The 20,551-nt window shown below is 46.5% G+C and carries 9 protein-coding genes; all 9 read right to left on the bottom strand.

The features are described from left to right. Positions 1–73: 73 nt before the first annotated feature. The 9 genes from D7D25_RS15800 to D7D25_RS15760 all read right to left on the bottom strand — a co-directional run bounded on the left by D7D25_RS15800 (position 74) and on the right by D7D25_RS15760 (position 20,455). Positions 74–1,396, bottom strand: a complete 1,323-nt coding sequence (locus D7D25_RS15800) for a SpoIID/LytB domain-containing protein (protein WP_122969898.1) — start codon at positions 1,394–1,396, stop codon at positions 74–76. 105 nt (positions 1,397–1,501) lie between these two features. Next, positions 1,502–2,968, bottom strand: coding sequence for a glycosyltransferase family A protein (locus D7D25_RS15795; protein ID WP_122969897.1), 1,467 nt, complete (start codon positions 2,966–2,968; stop codon positions 1,502–1,504). 301 nt (positions 2,969–3,269) lie between these two features. After that, the gene (locus tag D7D25_RS15790) at positions 3,270–6,338 is read right to left on the bottom strand and encodes a xanthan lyase (protein WP_122969896.1); all 3,069 of its coding nucleotides are present in this window, start codon (positions 6,336–6,338) and stop codon (positions 3,270–3,272) included. Between the two features lie 115 nt (positions 6,339–6,453). Next, complete coding sequence (locus D7D25_RS15785; protein WP_122969895.1) at positions 6,454–7,914, bottom strand: glycoside hydrolase family 10 protein; 1,461 nt, start codon at positions 7,912–7,914, stop codon at positions 6,454–6,456. A 127-nt stretch (positions 7,915–8,041) separates the two neighbouring features. Continuing rightward, positions 8,042–9,409: a DUF4623 domain-containing protein gene (locus tag D7D25_RS15780; RefSeq protein ID WP_255417351.1), complete on the bottom strand. Its 1,368-nt coding sequence runs from the start codon at positions 9,407–9,409 to the stop codon at positions 8,042–8,044. An 81-nt stretch (positions 9,410–9,490) separates the two neighbouring features. Next, entirely contained in the window at positions 9,491–11,275 is a 1,785-nt protein-coding gene (locus D7D25_RS15775) for a RagB/SusD family nutrient uptake outer membrane protein (RefSeq protein ID WP_122969893.1), read from the bottom strand. A gap of 19 nt (positions 11,276–11,294) precedes the next feature. Next, positions 11,295–15,005, bottom strand: coding sequence for a TonB-dependent receptor (locus tag D7D25_RS15770; RefSeq protein ID WP_158602644.1), 3,711 nt, complete (start codon positions 15,003–15,005; stop codon positions 11,295–11,297). A 113-nt stretch (positions 15,006–15,118) separates the two neighbouring features. Continuing rightward, the gene (locus D7D25_RS15765) at positions 15,119–16,849 is read right to left on the bottom strand and encodes a RagB/SusD family nutrient uptake outer membrane protein (RefSeq protein WP_122969891.1); all 1,731 of its coding nucleotides are present in this window, start codon (positions 16,847–16,849) and stop codon (positions 15,119–15,121) included. A 30-nt stretch (positions 16,850–16,879) separates the two neighbouring features. Further along, positions 16,880–20,455 (bottom strand): TonB-dependent receptor, encoded by a 3,576-nt coding sequence (locus D7D25_RS15760; RefSeq protein WP_122969919.1) that lies wholly within the window; start codon positions 20,453–20,455, stop codon positions 16,880–16,882. Between the last annotated feature and the right edge of the window lie 96 nt (positions 20,456–20,551).

The raw sequence follows: 20,551 nt of genomic DNA, 5'->3' as shown, positions 1-20,551 counted from the left end.
TATCCCTTTCCTGATATAAACCAACCAATCATTAGTAATTGGTAATTAGTAATTGGTAATTGGTAATTGGTAATTAGTAATTAGTAATTGTTTCAGATGCAGGGAAATAATGCGCCAGTATCTCATTATAGCTGTATCCTTTTTCCGCCATGATGGCGGCGCCAATCTGACATAACCCCACACCATGACCCCATCCGGCACCGGTGAGTATGAATGTCTGCGGGATTCCGTTCTCGTCTTCGTCCTGAGTATCGGTTACGAATGCGGAACTATAAAGATGCGACTTGGATAAAGTGCGCCGTATTTCCAATTCTTTCCCTATCGTCATCACCCGTTCGGTGCCGATGATCTTCAGGCGGATGATACGGCCGGAAGCACCTCTTTCGAGCGGTTGCAGGGCAATGATATCACCAAAATCGATCCCGGAACGTTCTTTGATAAGCGTCGATAACTCTTTCTGGGAATAGGTCATCTTCCAGCGGTAAAAATCGGCTGTTTCCCGGTCATAATCGTTCAGCACTTGTTTTAATACATTTGCGTCCTGAGTGTTACAAAAAGCGGGAGGGGAAGCGCGGATCCATTCCTCCGCATTCTCTTCGATGGTCAGGTCGGGTAGGGGGGAACCTTCGGTATAGTCGGGTTTTTCCTGCAGATAGGGATGTATTACGGGTTCCCATACGTTCTCGAATGTTTCCATCACGCCGCCGCAACACTTTGAGAAGCGGGCATCGCAAATGGTACCGTCATAGAAAAGGACTTCCCCCCATGTTTCCTGAATCACCTTTTTTACCAATTCGGTGGATTGACGGGTGATTCCCTGGTAGCGCTGGCAGTGGTCGTCGGCACAGACGTCGAACCGATGGTGATTTTCCCGGTCGTACCAACGGACTATTTCTGCGGGTGTCTCAAACCAAGTCCGGTAAACGGTTTCTGAATTTCCAAGAGATTGTCTCTTTTGTATCTGCGCCAGCAGCCAGCTTCGGGAGATGACAGCATGTGCTTTCAGCAACTCTTCGGAACTTGTAGCGCTCATTTCGGATGAGATCACACTGGTGAGGTAATCTTCTAATGAAACGATGTTAATTGCCGTGAGACTGCCGTTTTCCACGATAAATTTCAGGCTGCCCAAAAAATATTGATCTTCTTTTCGTTCCCAGTGAAATTGCACGCCGATGATCACATTTTTCAATCCGAAAGCATTATGATGCGGATCATCGGCTTCGAAAACGAGTTCATCGGATATCTCCCCGTTGAAAAGGATCTTTTCCCCCGAGATTTCAACCGAATAATCTCCCGGCGCTATTTCCCGGCCCTTCGACTTATAGCCGTCAGGCAGCGAAAAATCAATTTTTTGCTGTTGCAATAATATGCCTACATGAATCAGCGGTGCGTCCATATTTTAAATACCAATTATTAACTGCCAATTGATTGTGGGTTGTTGACTGTCATTCTTCACTCTTCACTTTTCACTCTTCACTCTTCACTTTTCACTTTTCACTCTTCATTCTTCATTCTTCACTCTTAATTTCTTCCTTGCCTGTAATTCCCATGTCCTGATCCTGTCTTTATAGGTGTTATGTGCGTTCATTTTCACTATATCGAGCGACGCGTCACTATTATCCTCCCAACGGCGGCAGAGGTAAAGCACATCATAAATGCGGCCTATCTGGTAGCGCCGTGAGATATTCAATCCCAGGGCATAATCCTCACCATAGCTGGTGTTGGGCACTTTGATATCGCGCAGTACCGGCGTATAGAACGCGCGGGGGGCTCCCAGCCCGTTGATGCGCAAAGCGTTATTCCGGCCGTTATCGGGTGTCCATTCGCGATGGTCGATAATGCCCGGTGGAATCTCCTCCATATGGAAGTTGGTCATCCGGTAGGTGCCTACCACCATGGCGCACTGCTGTTCGTAGAAGGCGTCGACAATTTTTTGCAGAGTATCTTCACCGCTGTAGACATCGTCACTGTCGAGTTGTACGGCAAATTTCCCGCATTGGGGGTGGTGTGCTCCCAGATTCCAGCATCCGCCTATGCCCAGGTCGTCCCTCTCCGGGATAATATGTATCAGTCGCTCATCATCTTTAAATCCGTCGATAGCCTCTGTGGTGCCGTCCGTAGAGTAGTTATCCACCACAATGAGATTGAACGGGAAGCCGGTCTTCTGTTTCAATACGGATGCGATGGCGTCTTTAATGGTTTTTACACGGTTGCGCACCGGAATGATTACCGAAGCTTCATATTCGAAATGATCCTTGTTGAATTCGATTTCTTCGAATTGTGGTGCCAGGTAGGCGCCCACTTCTTTCAGGTGTTGGGTACAGGCCTGTTCCATCTCGATCTGCACCTGCCGGTTTTTGGGATCCACGTAATCGAATATTTTTTCTCCCGACGCGCGTTTGTCCTCTTCTATCTCCGTGTAAAGGTATTCATTGATATGTATGAGCGGATGGTGTTGTGAGACTTTGAGCCGCAAGTCATATAGTCCGGCGAATCGGTAATCCTCATTCATCCTTGCTGCCGCCTCTTTGAGCGCGTCTGCGTTATAGAGCAGCAACGACCCGAAATTGAAATCATCGCGCAGGCTTCCTTCCTGATAATCTATCACAGGGTGATTCTTTTTTTCGCCGTCGATCACCGCGTAATAGTCGGCGTATGCCATTCCCGCCTGCATATCTCCGGCAATGCGAGTCATCCGTTCGAGGGCAAAATAACCCGGTTTCAGCACGGACGGTTTCTGATAGATCAATGTGTAGGCGGTAGTAGATTTGCCGGCGATTTTTTTGATGGTTTCGGTGCTTTGCAGTCTATCGATGATAATCTTTTCACAACCTTCCAAAGTTGTGAGAGTCTCATCCGGAGTAAGCAGATAAATATTTTGTATCAGTTCCGACTGTTTAAGTTCTTCTACTGTTTTTCTTGCCTGTTCAGGTTGTGTGAAAAGAATAAATGCGTTTATTTTTTGCATAGGATTTTTTTTAAAGTCGCTAATATGGCAATCCCGATATGTCGGGATGACTGCTCCCGATCTTTCGGGTAGTAGTGACTAATGTTCTAAATTCTAAATTCCCAGTTCTCAATTTCCCAGTTCTAATTTCTAATTTCTCAGTTCTCAATTTCCCAGTACACAGTTCAAAGTAGCAATTTGCGAGTACACAGTTCCATTATCCAATTTATAACTGATCAGATCACATTTAGATCTCGAAGTTCTAATTTCTAATTTCTAATTTCTAATTTCTCAGTTCTCAATTTCCCAATCATCCAATCAACTAATCAGTGAGGGCATCCACCAGTCCTTTCACCAATTTATTCCGGTTCTCCGCCCCTTTTATGGCTTCTATCGGAAAACCCAGTATGGCGGTGCCATATTGTTCCCCTTTATATATGATGCCGGCGCTTAGGTTATTCTCTGAATAGCGAAAGACGGTAAAGGCGTTCTGGTCTGCCGGTTCAACGGCATCGGGATATTCCACCACATAGCTTTCACTGTTCAGGGTATTATAATAGGACCAATTACCGTGAAGAGAGGGAAAGGGAGAAGCCACCGCTTTGACCTCTCCGGTTACTGCCCCATGATTGTTGCGCCATTTGTATCTGAGGGTGTTTTGCGCCCACTCCCTGTCTCGCGCCGAAGCATGGGGATTGTCCCACAGATCGGTTCCCACAAAAGCGCCGCTAACGATGATGTTGCCGCCATGGTTACAATAATCGGTAATGGCTTCCTGGGTGGATTGGGAGAATGTTTTGAAGCGAGGAGGTTTAGCTCCCCGGGCCACCGACCATTCCCGTTGTTTACCCAGTATCCAGTCCACAATACCATAGGAGTTTAAAGATAAGCTTTTATTTTCAATAGCAGCGACAGATGAGGATACAAATGAATAGCCTGCTTTGGCGAAGGCCTGCCCGTGAATAAAGGGGTAATCGAAAGTATTACCCGCGATGGCGGTAGTTTCGTAATTCGCGCCGCTGTCACCGAATCCCGACGCGTCGTCATCCATCCATGGTATCACGCGGCGGAATTCATGCATATGGCCTATAAAATGATGGTCGGCAATATAGGGTACGCCATTGTCCACATTTCCCGCGAAACCGGCGATGCTGTCTTGGGAGGTAGTGAAACTGAACGGAGCGGACACCCTGGTAAATCCGTTTACGATTAAGGCTTCCCCTCTCTGGGCCGTTTTACGGCATACGGATAGTATTTCCGAGGGAAAGCTGATGCCACCGTCGTTCACAGCCACTACCTTAAAACTGTAAACAGTGTCTTTTTGTATGGATGCCACATAACGGTTATTTTTCACCATCACACCGTTATCGAATCCTCCGCCGTTGAGGCGGGTATAGACTATATACCGGGCGGGCGTGGCTGACGGTTCCGCGGGATCGGGCGATGGCTGCCATTTCAATTCCACTTCCGTATCGCCGCAGAAGCGGGTGCTGAACTCTTTTACAGGAAGGGGTTGTACTACGTAGGGACGGTTGTACTGGTTCGCCAGGAAGCGGAGCATCCCTTTGTAGATGGAGCGGCTCACGGTAAAGCGGAAAGAGGGATCCAGCCCGTAGCGCATGTCTGCGAAGTTTTGATGGGACAACAACTCCAGCAGCATGGTCGGCACGTTAGGCATACGCGCCTCGGCATAAGAACGGTTCCAGAGATGGCGGCGTGTCCATTCCGGTTCGAACTCGCGTCGTATATCGCTGACGATCTCTTCCATCACCAGTTCGGAGAGATCGCGCGAGGCCCATCTCGATCTTCCGTTTTCGAATACCCCGTCGTTAAAATGCGTCATATAAATACCGAGTGTTCCCACGATGGTGTCTCCCCAGAAAGTCCCCGCATCGGTATGGAAAGCAAAAGCCAAGTCCACAGGGATATTGAGACCCTCTTCTTTGGGCAGTGCCGGCGAGCCGCCTGCCAGCCAGTTCACCCATGCGCCGCGTGACGCATAGTCGTCGGTGTAATCATTCTTCCCTTCAGTACGGTTGTACACGCTGTCGGGTACGCCCGCCCACTGCATCCAGTAACGCGCTCCCTCGGTATAGCGCGGGTAGCCGCTTGTCTCGGGTGAATAGTTGATCTTTGGTATAAGTGTTTCCTTGGCGACCTGTTTTTCGGAACTTTTTGTATTTTCTTTTTCAAATCCGTCGGGATGGGGCATTCTTGCGATATTTCCCATTCCCCCGCCTATTTTTACCGCATCGGCAATGACAATCCTCCCTGCGCGGCTGCTCCTGTTGGTGAGTGTTATTTTATGACTATTCCCTTCGTCGAAATGAAAATATCCCAGAAATATCCAGGTGCCGCCCCCCATTTGCTGGTTGACCCGGAAATCGGTCCTTCCGCCGGCATGATACACGCTGTAGAGCGCGTCGTCTGTACTGTTCCTGACTGTCTGATAGGAGACATAGACACCATATTTTCCCTTTTCGGGAATATCGGGACACCATTCGGCGAGACTCTCTTCACCGCGGGTGATCGTCTTGATTTGTCTGGCTGTTCCCATCCTGAACGGATTTTCACCATCGCGATAGATCTCTTTTGGATTGGCAAAACCTGCGGAATCGGTATTTCGCCATCTTTCTTTTCCATCGATTTCCCCATAATGCGAATCGCCATATCGGCCTGAATGGCCGGAACGGTTTCCTCCGGCAACATCATCATTGTCTATGATCAGTTCCGTTTTGTTATAATCCCGTTCGCGCGGCATCAGCACGTTCGCTCCCGCGTTCTCGAGCATCGGTGCCAGGAACGGAAGCACATAACTCTGTGTGTAGAGGTCTTCTACCGTTTGGAAGATACGTGCCCGCTGCCATTCCCACCGTCCCAGCTTCTGCTCGTAATACCAACCATGACTTTGCCACAGTGCAATATGGTTGTTTTGCAATCCTTTGTCGAAATCGCCCACAGGAGAAGAGATATTGGTGACGAGCGGTTTTTCCACCCGGTGCGCGATCATCCGGTTTTTGTCTTTCTGCTTGGTCCGGAAGAAATTGGGGATCAGGTGGCTGATCTCCTGTCCGTCGGAAAAAACGCTTATGTGATATTTTTTCTGTGGCTGGGGGAGGTGGTAACGCACGCTGTCGTAGATATGCAGTACGGTATTCTCCCGCATGGGTAGGTATGATAGTGACAGGTTGGTGTGCAACTCCATACTCTTTTCCCGTTCATTCATCGCGATGCTGTCCACCGTAACCCTTCCGGGGCGCAGCATGACCTCCTTATAGATATTGGTGAGGGAACTGTTCAACTTTTGTTTCAGAGAATCATTGGCAAGATTCCGGGAAAAAGCAGAATAAGATATGAGTAGTATCAACAGGATAAAAATGGATTTTCTCATGCGGCTATTTTATCTTTTTTATCTTTTTCTTTTGGACAATGAGATCAAGTACAACAGCATCATTTTTGACACAGTAATCTTCCTCTCACAGACAAAGATATCAAATATAAAGATATTAGTTATTCATTTCCACTATTTCTGATGGTTCACTCTCACTATTGTCCGCATTGATGGTTGTCACACAGTAGGATCCCCGGGAAGTCACCGGAAGACTATTTTTGTCTGTGATTGCCAGTACCACACCCTCTTTTTTGACATCGGCGAAATAATAGACTACGGATCTGAGGTTTCCCTGTTTAGTCCAGGTCAATTGCCCGTTTTCAATTTTCACGTTTGTCGGTTTTGTTGGAGCAGGAGCCACTTCACGTCCCAAAAACGGAATAACGGCCGGATTTTTGTAAATATCAGCCAGTTTATCGGTGATGTTGATGTTGTTGAAAAGTACAAATCTGGCGCTATACATGGCATTTCCCTTCACTTTCTGGTTTTTGCGGGTCAAGTCGAACTGTCGTTGTAGTTCGGCAGTCGATTGAAAGGGTGAGGGACTTGTACCATCGCCGAATTTATAAAGGGCATGCCCTATCATCGGCGCGGCGGTATAGCTGTATTGTGTCCACCAGCCCAATCTTTCCTGAAAATCGTTGTAGGGGTTGCCCACCTCCTGGTATAATTGCGGCATTACCACATCCAGCCAGCCTTCCTGGCACCATTTGCGCACATTGGCAAACAGGGTGTTTAAATTATAATCGGGACTGGCTGCGGGGGAAATGGTAAAAATAACCTCCGGTTTGGTGGCCACAATTGCATCGTGTACTCCCTTGATAGCCATATCCACATTCGCTCTTCTGAAGTCTTCAATAGAGTTGTAGCCCGCACCATATTTCTGATAGTCGGGTGCATCGGAAACCATTGTGCCTGCGGAAGAAGGATCAGGATAGAAATAGTCGTCAAAATGAATTCCGTCTACATTGTATTTCGTTATAAGGTCTTTCACTATATCAGCCAGACGCTGCCTTACTTCGGGTAAAGCAGGATTGTATATCTGTATTTTCTCGTGGCTGACTACCCACTCGGGGTTGACCGATGGATGCAAAGCAGGATAGGGAGTCGCGTTACTGGCACGGGTGGCGATGCGATAAGGATTCATCCATGCATGGAATTCGATGTTTCTTTTGTGTGCCTCGTCGATGAGGAACTTTAGCACATCATACCCCGGATCCTTCCCCCTTTCACCGGTAATGGACACACTCCATGGTTCGTAAGGAGAGTTATAGAAGGCATCTCCCATCGGTTTAACCTGGAAGATAACCGTGTTGATATTCAGTTCTTCGAATCGGTCGAGATATTGGATATATTGGTCTTTCTGGGCTTGGATTCCATATTTACCCATAGGCCAGTCGAGTCCCCAGGCGGTAGTGATCCATACCGAACGCATCTCTTTTTTGGGGAAGATCAATTCAGCGGTCGGTTTCGGATCCGGATTATCGGGAGTATCGGTATCGGGGATGTCATCCTTACAGGAGATAACAAAAGCCGTGAACAGAAATAGAATATAATAATAGATTTTTTTTCTCATTTTCAGAAAGTTTATGCAGTAATGTTACCGCGGATAAAACAAATGATCAGAAAAATAACTTTGCCGGAAAGAGACCGGCAAAGCCATTTCTCATTAAGGAGAGTTTATTTCATCCTTAATTTCATCCTTAATCATCCAGTGATTTTTTAGGAAATTCAACCATAACAAACCCTGCATCGTTGGAAGCGCCGTAGAGCACCAATTTATCATCGTTGCCTTCCTCATCTTTGGTGACATTCCAGCCTGTCTGGGTAGAAGGAGACGCGTTTACCGGTCCAAGGAGAGAATATTGGAAAACGGGGGATTTGCTTCCGGCCTCAAATATTTCCAAAGCCTCTGTGATGGATCCACCCCTGGTAATATCATATACATACATTACCACCGGATCGCTTCCACCTCTTGCCGCAGTAACTGTCAACAGGTAACGTTCACCGTTAAAATAGACCACTCTGGGATCGGAAGCCCTGATGGGGATGGAGGTATTGTCCATTTTATATACCACCTCGGCATCAGCGTTAGTGACCATAATGGGTGCTTCGTGGCCGGTAAGCAGGTATTGATCGCTGTCCCCGATACGGTTTATATTCATGAATCCTCCCAGGCCTTTCTGGGTTCCTAAGATTGTTGGTTCGGATATCTCTGTAAAGTTGGTTACCTTAAGCCGTAGTATCTGTGTTACGGCATTGTCTCCGAAGTAGATGTGGCCGTTTCCGTTCTCATCCACGTTTACCGAGAGGTTGTCGCCATGACGTGCCCCCGCACCGGCTATCGTTGCCTTATTGATATTGGCGATTACCTGCGGTTCCTGTGAAGGATCTGTCCAGTGATAAATCTTTAGCGGCGAGACAAGTCCAGCCGACAGATTGGCGATATAGGTATGCCCGTGTACCTGGGCTCCTAAGTTCACCGAGAAGGTGCCCCCCGTTACGCCAGTGAGATTTAACGGGATGGGGTTGATCTCGCCATTTCTCAGATCCTTTACGTCTAATAAATGTGACCCCATGGCATTGCGGGTGACAATTAATACGTGTTGACCATCGAATCCGGAACCTCGGGTTGTTGAACCGGTGAAAACGGGGTAAATGGGATTTCCCAATTCATTGTTGGTATGATCGATGATCTGAGGTTTATTAAAATCAGCGCCAAAGAGTGGAATGTTGAGCCTGAGTTCAACAAAATATTCACGAAACCTGGGTTCGTTGATCACTTTTACCACAATTGTATTGGCATCCACTCCCTCGGCAAAGTTGAAACTGTAGGTTTCACGGTCCAGTTTGGCACCATCTGACAGTTCAACCTCAAAACGGATAGCGGATACATCCGTTTCGGGATCTATTCTGGGAAATGATACTTTTTTTGATACCTCGTCCACCGTTCCCTCCACAACGGTATTTCCCTCTACACCGGCATTGAGTATCTTGATAGATTTCAATACGGTATATTTGTCTGATTCCATATTTTTCGGAAAATCTTCCTCACAAGACAGGAAGAACATTATGAGCAATGAAGCGAAAATTATTCCGCATTTTGGTGTGATATTGATTATTCTCATAGTAGGATCATTTTTTTAATGTGATTAATTCTGTGGCCATCCTTCGGTTTGTTGCAAAACATATCCTCTACTGGCATAATCATCTATTTGCGTTTTTCCGACAGGAGAGAGGTAAGGATTTACGTTCACCTGGTTCAGGAACGGTTGTCGCCCGTTAGTCACGATGTCTTTATAGAAACCCACCATTTGGGCACCATTCGTTCCATTATAGACGATTACTGATCCATCGGCTTTTGTTACCGAGAAAGCTTCGGGTTTTGCACTGGCAAGGTAATCGTTTGCCTCTGCCGGGAAGTTCACCCAGGCGCCTGTCAGTAATTCCGGATCACTGTCGGTATCCATATATTCGAGTTTGTACCAGCGCTTCAAATCGATAAGCCTTCCATCTTCAAATATAAATTCCATACGGCGCTCACGTCTGATTTCCCATAACAGGGGCGAAACGTTGGGGTCTTTGCCGGGATCGTCCGGGAGCGCATCGAGCATCAGGGGAGCTGTTTTTTGTACGCCTTTCTCAATAGCTTCGGGTGCTAACGGCCTGTTACGTATCAGGTTGATAGTCCTGTCCAGGTCGGCTTGCGTGACAGCATCACCGCCTATGGATGCCAATTCGGCCTTGGCTTCGATCCAGTTAAGTAGAATCTCCGCGTAGCGAAGGACGGGTGCGTCGGTGATATTTTTACTACCTTTTAATTCATCAGGAGTAGTTCCTTCCTCTTCCGCCTTTTTTACTCCATACCTGGGGTAGAACTTGATGGGGAACAGGAAGGATCCTTTTGCGTTGATATTGGGTTTGTCGTAAAATGTCCCTTCAAAGCGGGAGTCTCTTGTCTTTACCAGGCTTGCAATCCTGAAGTCATTAGCTCCCTCAATATCGGAGTTTTGCCATACCTTTCCATCGACACAAATAAAGGATTTGAGCAAGGCGGTAGTTCCTCCGTAATTGATGGAGTTAAGCGGATTATTATAATGTGCCACACTGTGCGTGACGCTAACGGCATTGTCATATTTCCGGTAAAGGATACATTCCCTGTTGTTTTTCAGATCGTTTGAGGTGAACAGGCTCCGGAAGTCGGTGTCGATTGCATATTTTCCGCTGTTCATCAGGAATTCCGCGGTTTCCATGGCCAAGGCGAGGAATTTTTCTGCCCTCGCGTTATTTTTATAATAGTATTTTTGCCAGGTTCCTTCGTACAGGGCGATCCGGGAAATAAATCCCGCGACAATGTACCGGTTCAGGGATTGGTCGCCATCGTTGAGGCGCACATTGGCAAAAGCGAACTCCAGGTCATTGTAAACGGCGTCCATCACCTCATTGCGCGGAGTGCGGGGTTTATAGAGGTCATCCTTGTCGATATCACTCACCACATGATCGTAATAGGGAACGTCACCGTAGGCAAAAACCAGCTCGGAATACCTTAATCCCCTGAAAAACCGGCCGACTCCCATCCAGTGGTTATATGCCTCTTCCGAGAGGACACCCTCCATGCGGCTTCCAACCCTGTCGATCATGATATTGATGGATCGCAATGAAGTCATACTCCAAATAGCGCTGTTAGGAACAGCCCGGGTGAAATTTCCCTGATTCCCTCGTTGCACTACATCATCGGTAAATAAAGACACATCATTACTGTATCCGACAAAGAAGGTGGGATAGAATTTATTGGCATAGAGTCTTACTTTTTGTTCGGAAGTCCATGCGGTTTCATCGGTATCCTGGGTCAATTGCGGACGGTTGAGAAAATCTTCACATCCGGTAATCATCAGCATGATCACAGATAAAACGATAATTATGCTTATATTCTTCATACGATTAAATTTTTTCAATTTATAGACCAATTTGTACACCTATCGAGGCCGATTTAAAGGTGGGGTTACCGGTTCCGGTACGGTTGTTGTTGTAACCGCTATCACGAAGCATGGAGTGTCCGGAAATGGTTTCGGGATCAATGGGAAGTCCACGCAGTTTGTCGAAGGTGAAGAAGTTCTCCATTGAAACATATACGCGCGCGTTCGACAGATGGATGTTTTGCGTGATATTTTTTGGCAAACTGTAGCCGAAGGTGATGTTTTTAATTTTCAAATAGGCCATGTTCAGCAAATAACGGGTCTGCTTCCTCATGACAAATCCCTCATCAGCACCATTCAAGTTCCATGCCCGTGGATAGAAAGCATCGGTACGGTCTTCCCTCCAGTAGTTTTCGGCGATGGCTTTGGGCATGGCTCCCTCTTTCGAGAAATATCCGGGGATAGCCAATTGTCCTGATCCCCATATTTTTCTTTTTCCCACACCTTGGAAGAAGATGGAAGCATCGAAATCCTTATAATCGATCCCCAGCCTCAACCCATACTCATAGCGGGGCGTGAAGTTGCCGATAACCACTTGGTCTCCGGGATCGCCAAAGGTGTTTTTTCCTGCGGTGATATATCCGTCGCCATTCACATCCACAAACTTAACATCACCGGGGCTGACCAACAGCACCTGGTTCCCATCCTCGAAGAAGGTTTGGTAAACAGGATTGTTCCCCGCTAACTGATTGGTACGTTTGGCCGTTCCTTCCCAGATGATCACAGTTTGTTGGATATTGCCATTCTCATCATACAGAAAATCATCTTTTTGATAAAGCCTGTCGGTCACAAATCCATATATGTCGCCATACCGTTTACCGGTTGTGTAAGTGTCGTGAATATTTCTGTTTTCCCAAGGAGTGTTCCAATCGGCTCCCTTGGTAATATCGGTAATAGCATCGGAGATATTGGCATTTACCCGGACGTTGATACCATTGCTGAAGCGGTGTTGGAAATCGGCCGCAATTTCCCATCCTTTGGTACGCAAATTGCCATAGTTGCCTTGGGGTGCCGTTGCTCCGTAGGTGGCCGGCAAGGCTTCACCGGCGATGATCATGTTTTTTGTGTCGCGTTGAAACCACTCGAAGACAAGTCCCAATTTGTCTTTGAAAAAGCGTAGGTCAAGTCCTAAGTTCAGCGATTCGATATCCTGCCAGGTAATTCCCTCCGAAATGGGGACAGGTGTTCCCAATTGGAAGAATTGCTTTCCATCACTGCTCAACCAATTGTTTTTACCTAAACTCATAGTGGGCTGGTAGAGACTGTTTGAGACAGACTGGTCGCCGATGGATCCCCATGAAGCGCGGAGCTTGGCAAAGCTCAATACCGGTTGCAAAGGGTTCATAAATTGTTCGTTTGAGAGGATCCATCCCCCCGAGAATGAGGGATACCATTTCCAGCGGATATGCGCGGGGAATTTGGATGTGGCGTCGTAGCGCAGGTTCGCCTCCAACAGGTATTTATCCATCAATGAGTAGTTGATACGTCCGAAGAAACCCACTTGTGAATCCCAGTTTGCTCCTCCGCCTACTGTTTCTTCACCCACCGTGAAAGCGAATTGAGGATTATTGCTGTCTAACAGGTCTGTCCTGTTTGACCAATGATTATTCCACTTATAAGCCACAACGTTGGAACCTACCATGAATTTGAATTTGTGGGTATCCTGCAAATTTAAATTGTAGGTGGAATAGGCATTAAAGGTGCTTTTATCGGAAAGATAAGAGTTCTGATAGAAATAACTTTGGTTTTCGGTTATATAGTTCGATGTGTAGAACCGGTAGGCAGGCATACCCCCATCGTTTGTAATTTGTCCGGTCTCGTCGACATATACCCGATCTCCGTTATCATCTACCCAAGCAACAGGTGCGTACCAGTGTTCAAGGGCGGTGGATACCGGCAGTGACATGGTAAGGGGTTTCATTTCGGAAGTGTAGGCATAATCCGCCTCCACGTTCCAGTTGCTTGTAATGTCGATAGTGGTTCCCACGTTCAGGTTTATATACCTGTCCCTTTTGATCACATCGTTGGTATTCTTTGTATCCCAATAGGGGTCATGAATTTCTTGTCCGTGTTCGGTAGTGGCAATAGGGAAAAGCCTGCTCCACCTGTACAGGTAAAGCCATGGGTCGGCTGCAAATGCCCATGCGCTCGTCGAATTGGGATACCGTTTGGTGGCGTCGGAATAGCGGGCACCTCCCCTTATTGTGAGGAAATCGGTTACTTTTGTAGAGATGTTCAGATTTCCGGTAAGTCTTTTGTAATCGTCATGATTGGCGGGTTTCATCATTCCCTCTTGTCCGAGGTAACCGATACTTAGATTATAACTTGTATCGCCCCGTCTCCCGTTGAGTGACAGATTATGATTCTGTGAAAACGCGGAATTTTTGACCATCGCTTCCACCGGATCGTAGATTCTGTAACCGAACTTATCAGTACCGTCATAAAACCAATCCCGACCGTATAATACCGGATCGGAATTCTTGACAGTTGAGCCATACAGCCTTTGCCATTCCCTGATTTTTTCAAGGCTTTCTTCATTTACACGCCAAAACCCTCCGGCCGGTCCACTGGATTTCATGTTGCGGTGTGCATCCAAGGTATATTCCAATCCTTCCACTCCTGCCAGTTCTATTTCCTTAAAAGGTTGTTGCCAAGATAAATTGGTGGTATAAGTGATATTGGTGGTCTCCGTTTGAACCCCTTTTTTCGTTGTGATGAGGATTACGCCAAATGCCGCTTTGGCTCCGTATATAGAGCTGGCTGCCGCGTCTTTTAATACCGTAATGGTTTCGATATCATTGGGATTGATATATTGAATACTTGGGATTTCAACATTATCTACCAATATAAGAGGATCGCTAGAGCCGGCAATAGAGGCTACCTGGCCACGAATTTTCATGACCGGGTCGGAACCCACTTCGCCACTGGGCACAAGGATGGAAAGTCCCGGAACGGCGCCTTGTAGCCCGCGTCCCAGATCGGGAATAGGTCGGCTTCCCATTGCCTCTTCCACATTGACTGTGGATACGGCTCCGGTGAGATTTACTTTCTTCTGGATTCCATAGCCTACAACCACCACCTCTTCCAATGCTTGGGCATCTTCCTGCAGTATGATATTGAAACTTGTCCTTCCTGCTGTGTTAAGGGTTTGGGGCAGAAAACCGATATAAGTGACACGGATGGAGGCATTATCGGCCACCCTCAGGCTGAATTTTCCGTCAATGTCTGTAATGGTGCCGTTGGAGGTCCCCACTTCAATAATGTTGGCCCCGATGATGGCTTCACCATTCACATCCGTTACCGTTCCGGTAATTGTCTTGCGGGTTTGTTGCACTTCCCGGGTATTGATTTTGTTTTCCGCCTCTTTGTTAGTCTTCACACCACCGGGTTTCCTTGAGATGGTAATCTGCCGGTTGACAATGGAGTAGGTGAGGTCCGTATTGCTCAGCAACATATCCAGAATTTCCTCCATGGATTTATTGCTCAGGGAAGCGTTGACATTTCTCGACAGGCTGTTCTCCGTATTATCCATAAAGAGGAAGAGGTAATCGCTGTTTTTCTCCAATTCACGAAATGCATCTTTGAGCGTCACATTTTTCAATTCGGCACTCACCGTTTTAGACTGTGAGTAGATATTTTCAGCCGTGACTGAAAAGATGCAAAAGAAAGTGATTAAAAAATAGATTTTCATGATTTTTAAAAACTTGTCATTTTTTTTCGTGGTAAATAGTTTACATTTATACTTTTCTTGCATACCTTTGTTTTGAATTATAATTTGTTACCAATACATTCGATTCACTTGATCTATTGCTTCCATCCGGGGTTCTGCCCTAATTGAGGATTCAAAGAAATCTGATCTGAGGGTATGGGATACCAATAGTGTTTCTTATCGAACAGACGTGTCATTTCCTTGCTACCGTCAATATAGGTTCCCACCTTGTCTATGACACGGTTATAGGGGTCGTTCGCAATATTGGCGCCCAGCAGGATATCGGGATATACCGACGAGTCGAGCTTATCGAGTTGATGCCATCTGATCAGATCCCAGTAGCGTGTCCAGTTGTCAAACATCAGTTCGGTACGGCGTTCACGACGGATTTCCCAGATTAGATCACTTACTCCCATATTATTGGCAGGATCGGAAAAACCCACATCCACAGTTAATGGAGGAAGTCCAGCCCTGCTCTTCAATTTATTAACCGATTTATCAAGATCCTCCTGGCTCATATCGCCCAACTCCGCACAAGCTTCCGCGTACTGCAGGTAGACGGTCGCCAACCAGAAAATAGGAGCATGCGTGAAATTAGCCGAAGTCTGGTTCCTGTATATGTTCTCCAGATTCTTGTTGTCGTATTTGGATACTCCATAGCCGGTAGACGAAGTCATGGAAATACCGGTTCCAAAACGAGTGAACCCTCTTCCCACATAACAGAGCGCCGTATCAATCGTCTCACTGAGCCGTTTATCACGTATTTCCAACATTTTCCTAATGGACAATACCGTATCGGGGACCACTTCTCCGGCAACTGTTTTAGTTCCTACCAGGAATTCTGCTTCATCGCTTGTGTCGAGTGATGTCGATGCCAATGGTCTACCATCGGTAAACAGATAAGATTCAAAAGCGTTTTTCGACATTCCACTGATCTGTGTCGATGAACTGATATAAGCGATCAGGGAGTGGTGTAAAACACTTTGCTTGTATGCTTTATAAAAAATCATCTCGGGATTACCCGACAAATCAGTTGAGTTGTAATTTCCCTGATATGAGCTGTTTAGGGAAAATCCTTTCCCCATCAAATAGGCCGCTGCACTCTTGGTTTCATTCAGAAACCTGTTGGCTCCCGTCATATCCGGTGCCGATTGGTTATCTTCTGCTTTCCTATATTTACGGTAAGTTCCTTCAAAGAGGCATATCTCCGCTTTCATCGCGTAAGCCACATTCCGGTTCAGCTTATTTTTTGCTGAGTTATCATACATATTCTGACAAGCATAATTCAGGTCTTCGAGTACTTTATCCATTATCCCGTCACGATTTTCACGCGTACCGTAGAGGTATCCATCATCCGTAATATCCAGAGACTGATCGACCCAGGGTAGATCGCCGTAGGCACGCACAAGCTGATAGTAATGCCATGCGCGCATTAAACGGCCCACGCCTCTCCAATGGTTTTTTGCCTCGTCACTCATATCCACATTGTCCACGTTCTCAAGCAAAATGTTTGCTCGGCGTATTTCCACCCATCCGTCCCGCCAGTTGGTGCTACTTGCCGGCACATTCTGAAAGGTCCAGTTCGCAAAACTGTTGCCTGCCTGATCATCCGACAGAGTACGGTAATAAAAGAGTCCGCTTCCACCGGCATTGCCATACCCCAGGAATGTTTGATAGAAGGTGTTGGCGTAGCCGGTCACATTATTTTCATTGGTCCAAAAATTATCGTTAGTGAACGTATCCAGCGGTCCTTTGTCCAGAAAATCGCTACACGAGGCCAGCACTAAAGCGATAGTAGATATGCATATTATATTTATATTCTTCATATTACTTTCTTTTTTCAATAATAAAACAATTTAGAAGGTAAGCTGAACTCCAAATGATACTGTCCTGTACATCGGGTCTATACGCCCCCATGTGGCGTTACCCAGGCTTGCACCTTCTTCTTTATCATTTACCTCGGGATCGACAGGAGCATTGCTTTTGTTGATCAGCTCCATCAGGTTATTCCCGCTAAAGTATATCCTGGCTCTTTGCATGTAGATCTTCGATGCAATCTCTGAAGGCAAAGTATATCCGACCGTTAAATTCTTTAACCGCAAATAGGCCATATTGACAAGATATTTGGATTGGGGATAGAAATTATGATTTCCTAACTCTAACACAGAGATAGTTCCTCTTCCCGCATTACCGGGGAATAAACGGGGGAAATCAGCATTGGGATCGGGATTTTCTTCTGTCCAATAGCTGGTCTGGTTTGCATAAATAGCATCGGCGCCGCGCATCATCGGCATAACAAAAGCACTTTGGGTCCAAACTGCCCGTTTGCCCACGCCCTGGAGAAACATGTCAATGTCAAAACCCTTCCATTCCGCACCTAATCTGAAACTATATTGATAACGAGGGGTCGTATTACCTATCACTTTCAGGTCGCCGTGATCATCGGCAGTGCCTTTTCCACCATCGATCACGCCGTCTCCGTTTAGATCCTTGAACTTGACATCACCGGGACCAAATACGAAACTTCCCTGTTCCAGTCCCTTTTGAGAAGCAACCCCAGTCTTATAAGTCCCATCGGCATTAAAATCATCCTGTGTGAAATAACGCTCAGTCTCAAATCCCCAGATATCACCATATCTTTTTCCGGAGTAATTTTGATTCAGTAACTTCGCCTCATTTTCCCATTTGGTAATATCGGTGACGAAATCTCCTATATTTGCATTGGCATAAACAAGCAGTTGATTGAAACGGTGACGCCAGTCCACTGTGAGTTCCCAACCACGTGTGCGGAGTGTGCCGGCATTCACATATGGAGCATCGGCACCCAATACCTGAGGCATGGTTTGACCGGGAGCCAACATATCTTTTGTGGTACGTTGGTACCAGTCGAACGTGAAGTTCAGTTCATTGTTCAACAGCCCTAAATCCAATCCCGCGTCAAGCGTTTGAATCCGTTCCCACATCAATGTGGACGAAACCAACTTGGGTAAATCATATGCCACCACTTTGGTGCCATCATCGGCCAGCCAATAGGTATCGGTATCGGAGCGCTTTGCCAACGTGGACAGGAACATGTTGTCCCCTACCGCCTGATTACCAATTTCACCATAAGAGGCCCTGAATTTCAGGTTGCTAATGGATTCTTTCAGAGGAATAAAAAATGATTCTTCGCTGATCCTGTAACCTGCCGAGGCGGAAGGGAAGAACGCCCATCTATCGGACGCGGGAAAACGTGATGAACCGTCGTAACGGCCGTTCATCTCCAGTAACCAGACACCCTTGTAATCGTAATTAATACGGCCGAAGTAACCTGCTGTCGCCCAATGGTTATGCTGTCCGGTCACGTACTGAGGGCCGGTTGCCAGATTGAACTCCGGGAGCTTGTAATCCAAAAGGTTGTCTCGTCTGGAAGAATGTCTGAAATGGGTGCCGCTCTCAGCATTGGCTCCCAACATAAAATTAAAATTATGTTGATTGGCAAGCGAGAATTCATAATTGGAAAAAATATTGAACGCGAATGACTTATCCTTTCGTGATTCCTGGATCAGGTATGAGGTGGTTTCAAAAGTTCCAATATTTTCAATGGCTCCACCCCAAGAGTTCCAAGCCTGTACGGGAATATAGGCACCCTTGTAAGTATAGTTATTTACATCGTAGGTGTAATCGGCATTTAACGTCAGCCCTTTTGCGAGGGTAGCTTTTGCAAACGTACCCATGCGGATAAAACCATTATTGTCGGTCCAATCTCCTGCCTGCTTCCGGTATGCTATATCATTCCTGAAATCAGTACCTTGATAGGTGCCGTAAGGGCCGAAGAAACTTCCCCATCGCCACATATACTGATAAGTCGTTCTACGGGTGGCAGGCCCGATGAAGTCTTTATTGCTGTAATTGAATCGGGCTCCCACCTGCAACCAGTCCTTTACATCGGTGGTTACATTCATCATGGCCGTCCATTTATCCAGTTTTTCGGGGAAGAAGGTCATGACACCTTCATCATGGTTGTATCCTACCGACATGTAGTAAGATGTTTTTCCACTTGTTCCCTGTACGGACAAGTTATGGCTTTGCGACGGCTTCCAGTTCCTGAACATGATATCTACCACATCCCAATCGGCAAAATACATACCCACTCCGTTGTTGTCGAGAATGAAATCTCCGAGTGGCTTGGAACTATCCGTAAGGGCATCTCTGTGACCCGGGATCATTTCCCTATAACCTGATTTTTTACCGTTATGCTCATCTCTCCATTTTTCGGCATATGGAAGCATTTGATCCAAATACATGCCGAACAACTCATTTGCCGCACCGCTCCGACCGTTTGCCGCGATTAACGCTTTCAACTGAGTGGGCACGTCGGGGTAGTCGGGTAGTATGGTAGGTGTATCCCAAGCGACATTTCCATTATAGTTCACCGATACCCGGTCGACCTGGCGGGCTGATTTGGTGGTGATGAGTATTACCCCAAAAGCGGCTCTGGTGCCGTAAATAGAAGTTGAGGCCGCATCTTTTAACACTGAAACACTTTGGATATCCTGTGTATTCAATAAGGAAAGGTCGTCCATCGGTACCCCATCCACAACTATCAGAGGATTACTTTTCGCATCATTGCTCAATGTTCCCAACCCCCTGATCGTAACTGTGGGCTGTGCCCCTAACTTGCCGCTGCTGCTTATGACGGATAATCCCGGGACCGCTCCTTGTAAGGCTTTGGAAATATCCGAATAGGGGCGAGCCTCCAGTGTCTTGCTTACATCCACGGTAGACACGGCTCCAGTTAAATTGGCTTTTTTCTGTATACCGTATCCCACGACCACCACCTCTTCCAATGCCTGAGAGTCTTCTATGAGCGTGATGTTGAAATTTGTGTTTCCCTCTGTATTGATTGTCTGGTTCAAATATCCGATATAGGAGACCTGTATGGTTGCATCGTTTGCCACTTGCAACGTGAAATTTCCGTTTACATCGGTGATGGTGCCGTTGGAGGTGCCCACTTCAATAATGTTGGCCCCGATGATGGACTCACCATTCACATCCGTCACCGTTCCGCTAATTGTCTTGCGGGTTTGCCGCACTTCCCGGGTATTGATTTTGTTTTCAGCCTCTTTGTTAGTCTCCACACCACCGGGTTTCCTTGAGATGGTAATCTGCCGGTTGACAATGGAGTAGGTGAGGTCCGTATTGCTCAGCAACATATCCAGAATTTCCTCCATGGATTTATTGCTCAGGGAAGCGTTGACATTTCTCGACAGGCTGTTCTCCGTATTATCCATAAAGAGGAAGAGGTAATCGCTGTTTTTCTCCAATTCACGAAATGCTTCTTTCAGCGTCACATTTTTCAATTCGGCACTCACCGTTTTAGACTGTGAGTAAATATTTTCAGCCGTGACTGAAAAGATGCAAAAGAAAGTGATTAAAAAATAGATTTTCATGATTTTTAAAAACTTGTCATTTTTTTTCGTGGTAAATAGTTTACATTTATACTTTTCTTGCATACCTTTGTTTTGAATTATAATTTGTTACCAATA

This window comes from Proteiniphilum sp. X52 (assembly GCF_003712195.1).
Taxonomy (GTDB): Bacteria; Bacteroidota; Bacteroidia; order Bacteroidales; family Dysgonomonadaceae; genus Proteiniphilum.
The sequence above is the reverse complement of the archived record's forward strand: the minus strand, read 5'-3'. Positions and strand labels throughout refer to the sequence as shown.

Coding starts and splice junctions, on each gene's coding strand:
- D7D25_RS15800 (WP_122969898.1), bottom strand. CDS start 1,396: ATGGACGCACCGCTGATTCATGTAGGCATATTATTGCAACAGCAAAAA.
- D7D25_RS15795 (WP_122969897.1), bottom strand. CDS start 2,968: ATGCAAAAAATAAACGCATTTATTCTTTTCACACAACCTGAACAGGCA.
- D7D25_RS15790 (WP_122969896.1), bottom strand. CDS start 6,338: ATGAGAAAATCCATTTTTATCCTGTTGATACTACTCATATCTTATTCT.
- D7D25_RS15785 (WP_122969895.1), bottom strand. CDS start 7,914: ATGAGAAAAAAAATCTATTATTATATTCTATTTCTGTTCACGGCTTTT.
- D7D25_RS15780 (WP_255417351.1), bottom strand. CDS start 9,409: ATGTTCTTCCTGTCTTGTGAGGAAGATTTTCCGAAAAATATGGAATCA.
- D7D25_RS15775 (WP_122969893.1), bottom strand. CDS start 11,275: ATGAAGAATATAAGCATAATTATCGTTTTATCTGTGATCATGCTGATG.
- D7D25_RS15770 (WP_158602644.1), bottom strand. CDS start 15,005: ATGAAAATCTATTTTTTAATCACTTTCTTTTGCATCTTTTCAGTCACG.
- D7D25_RS15765 (WP_122969891.1), bottom strand. CDS start 16,849: ATGAAGAATATAAATATAATATGCATATCTACTATCGCTTTAGTGCTG.
- D7D25_RS15760 (WP_122969919.1), bottom strand. CDS start 20,455: ATGAAAATCTATTTTTTAATCACTTTCTTTTGCATCTTTTCAGTCACG.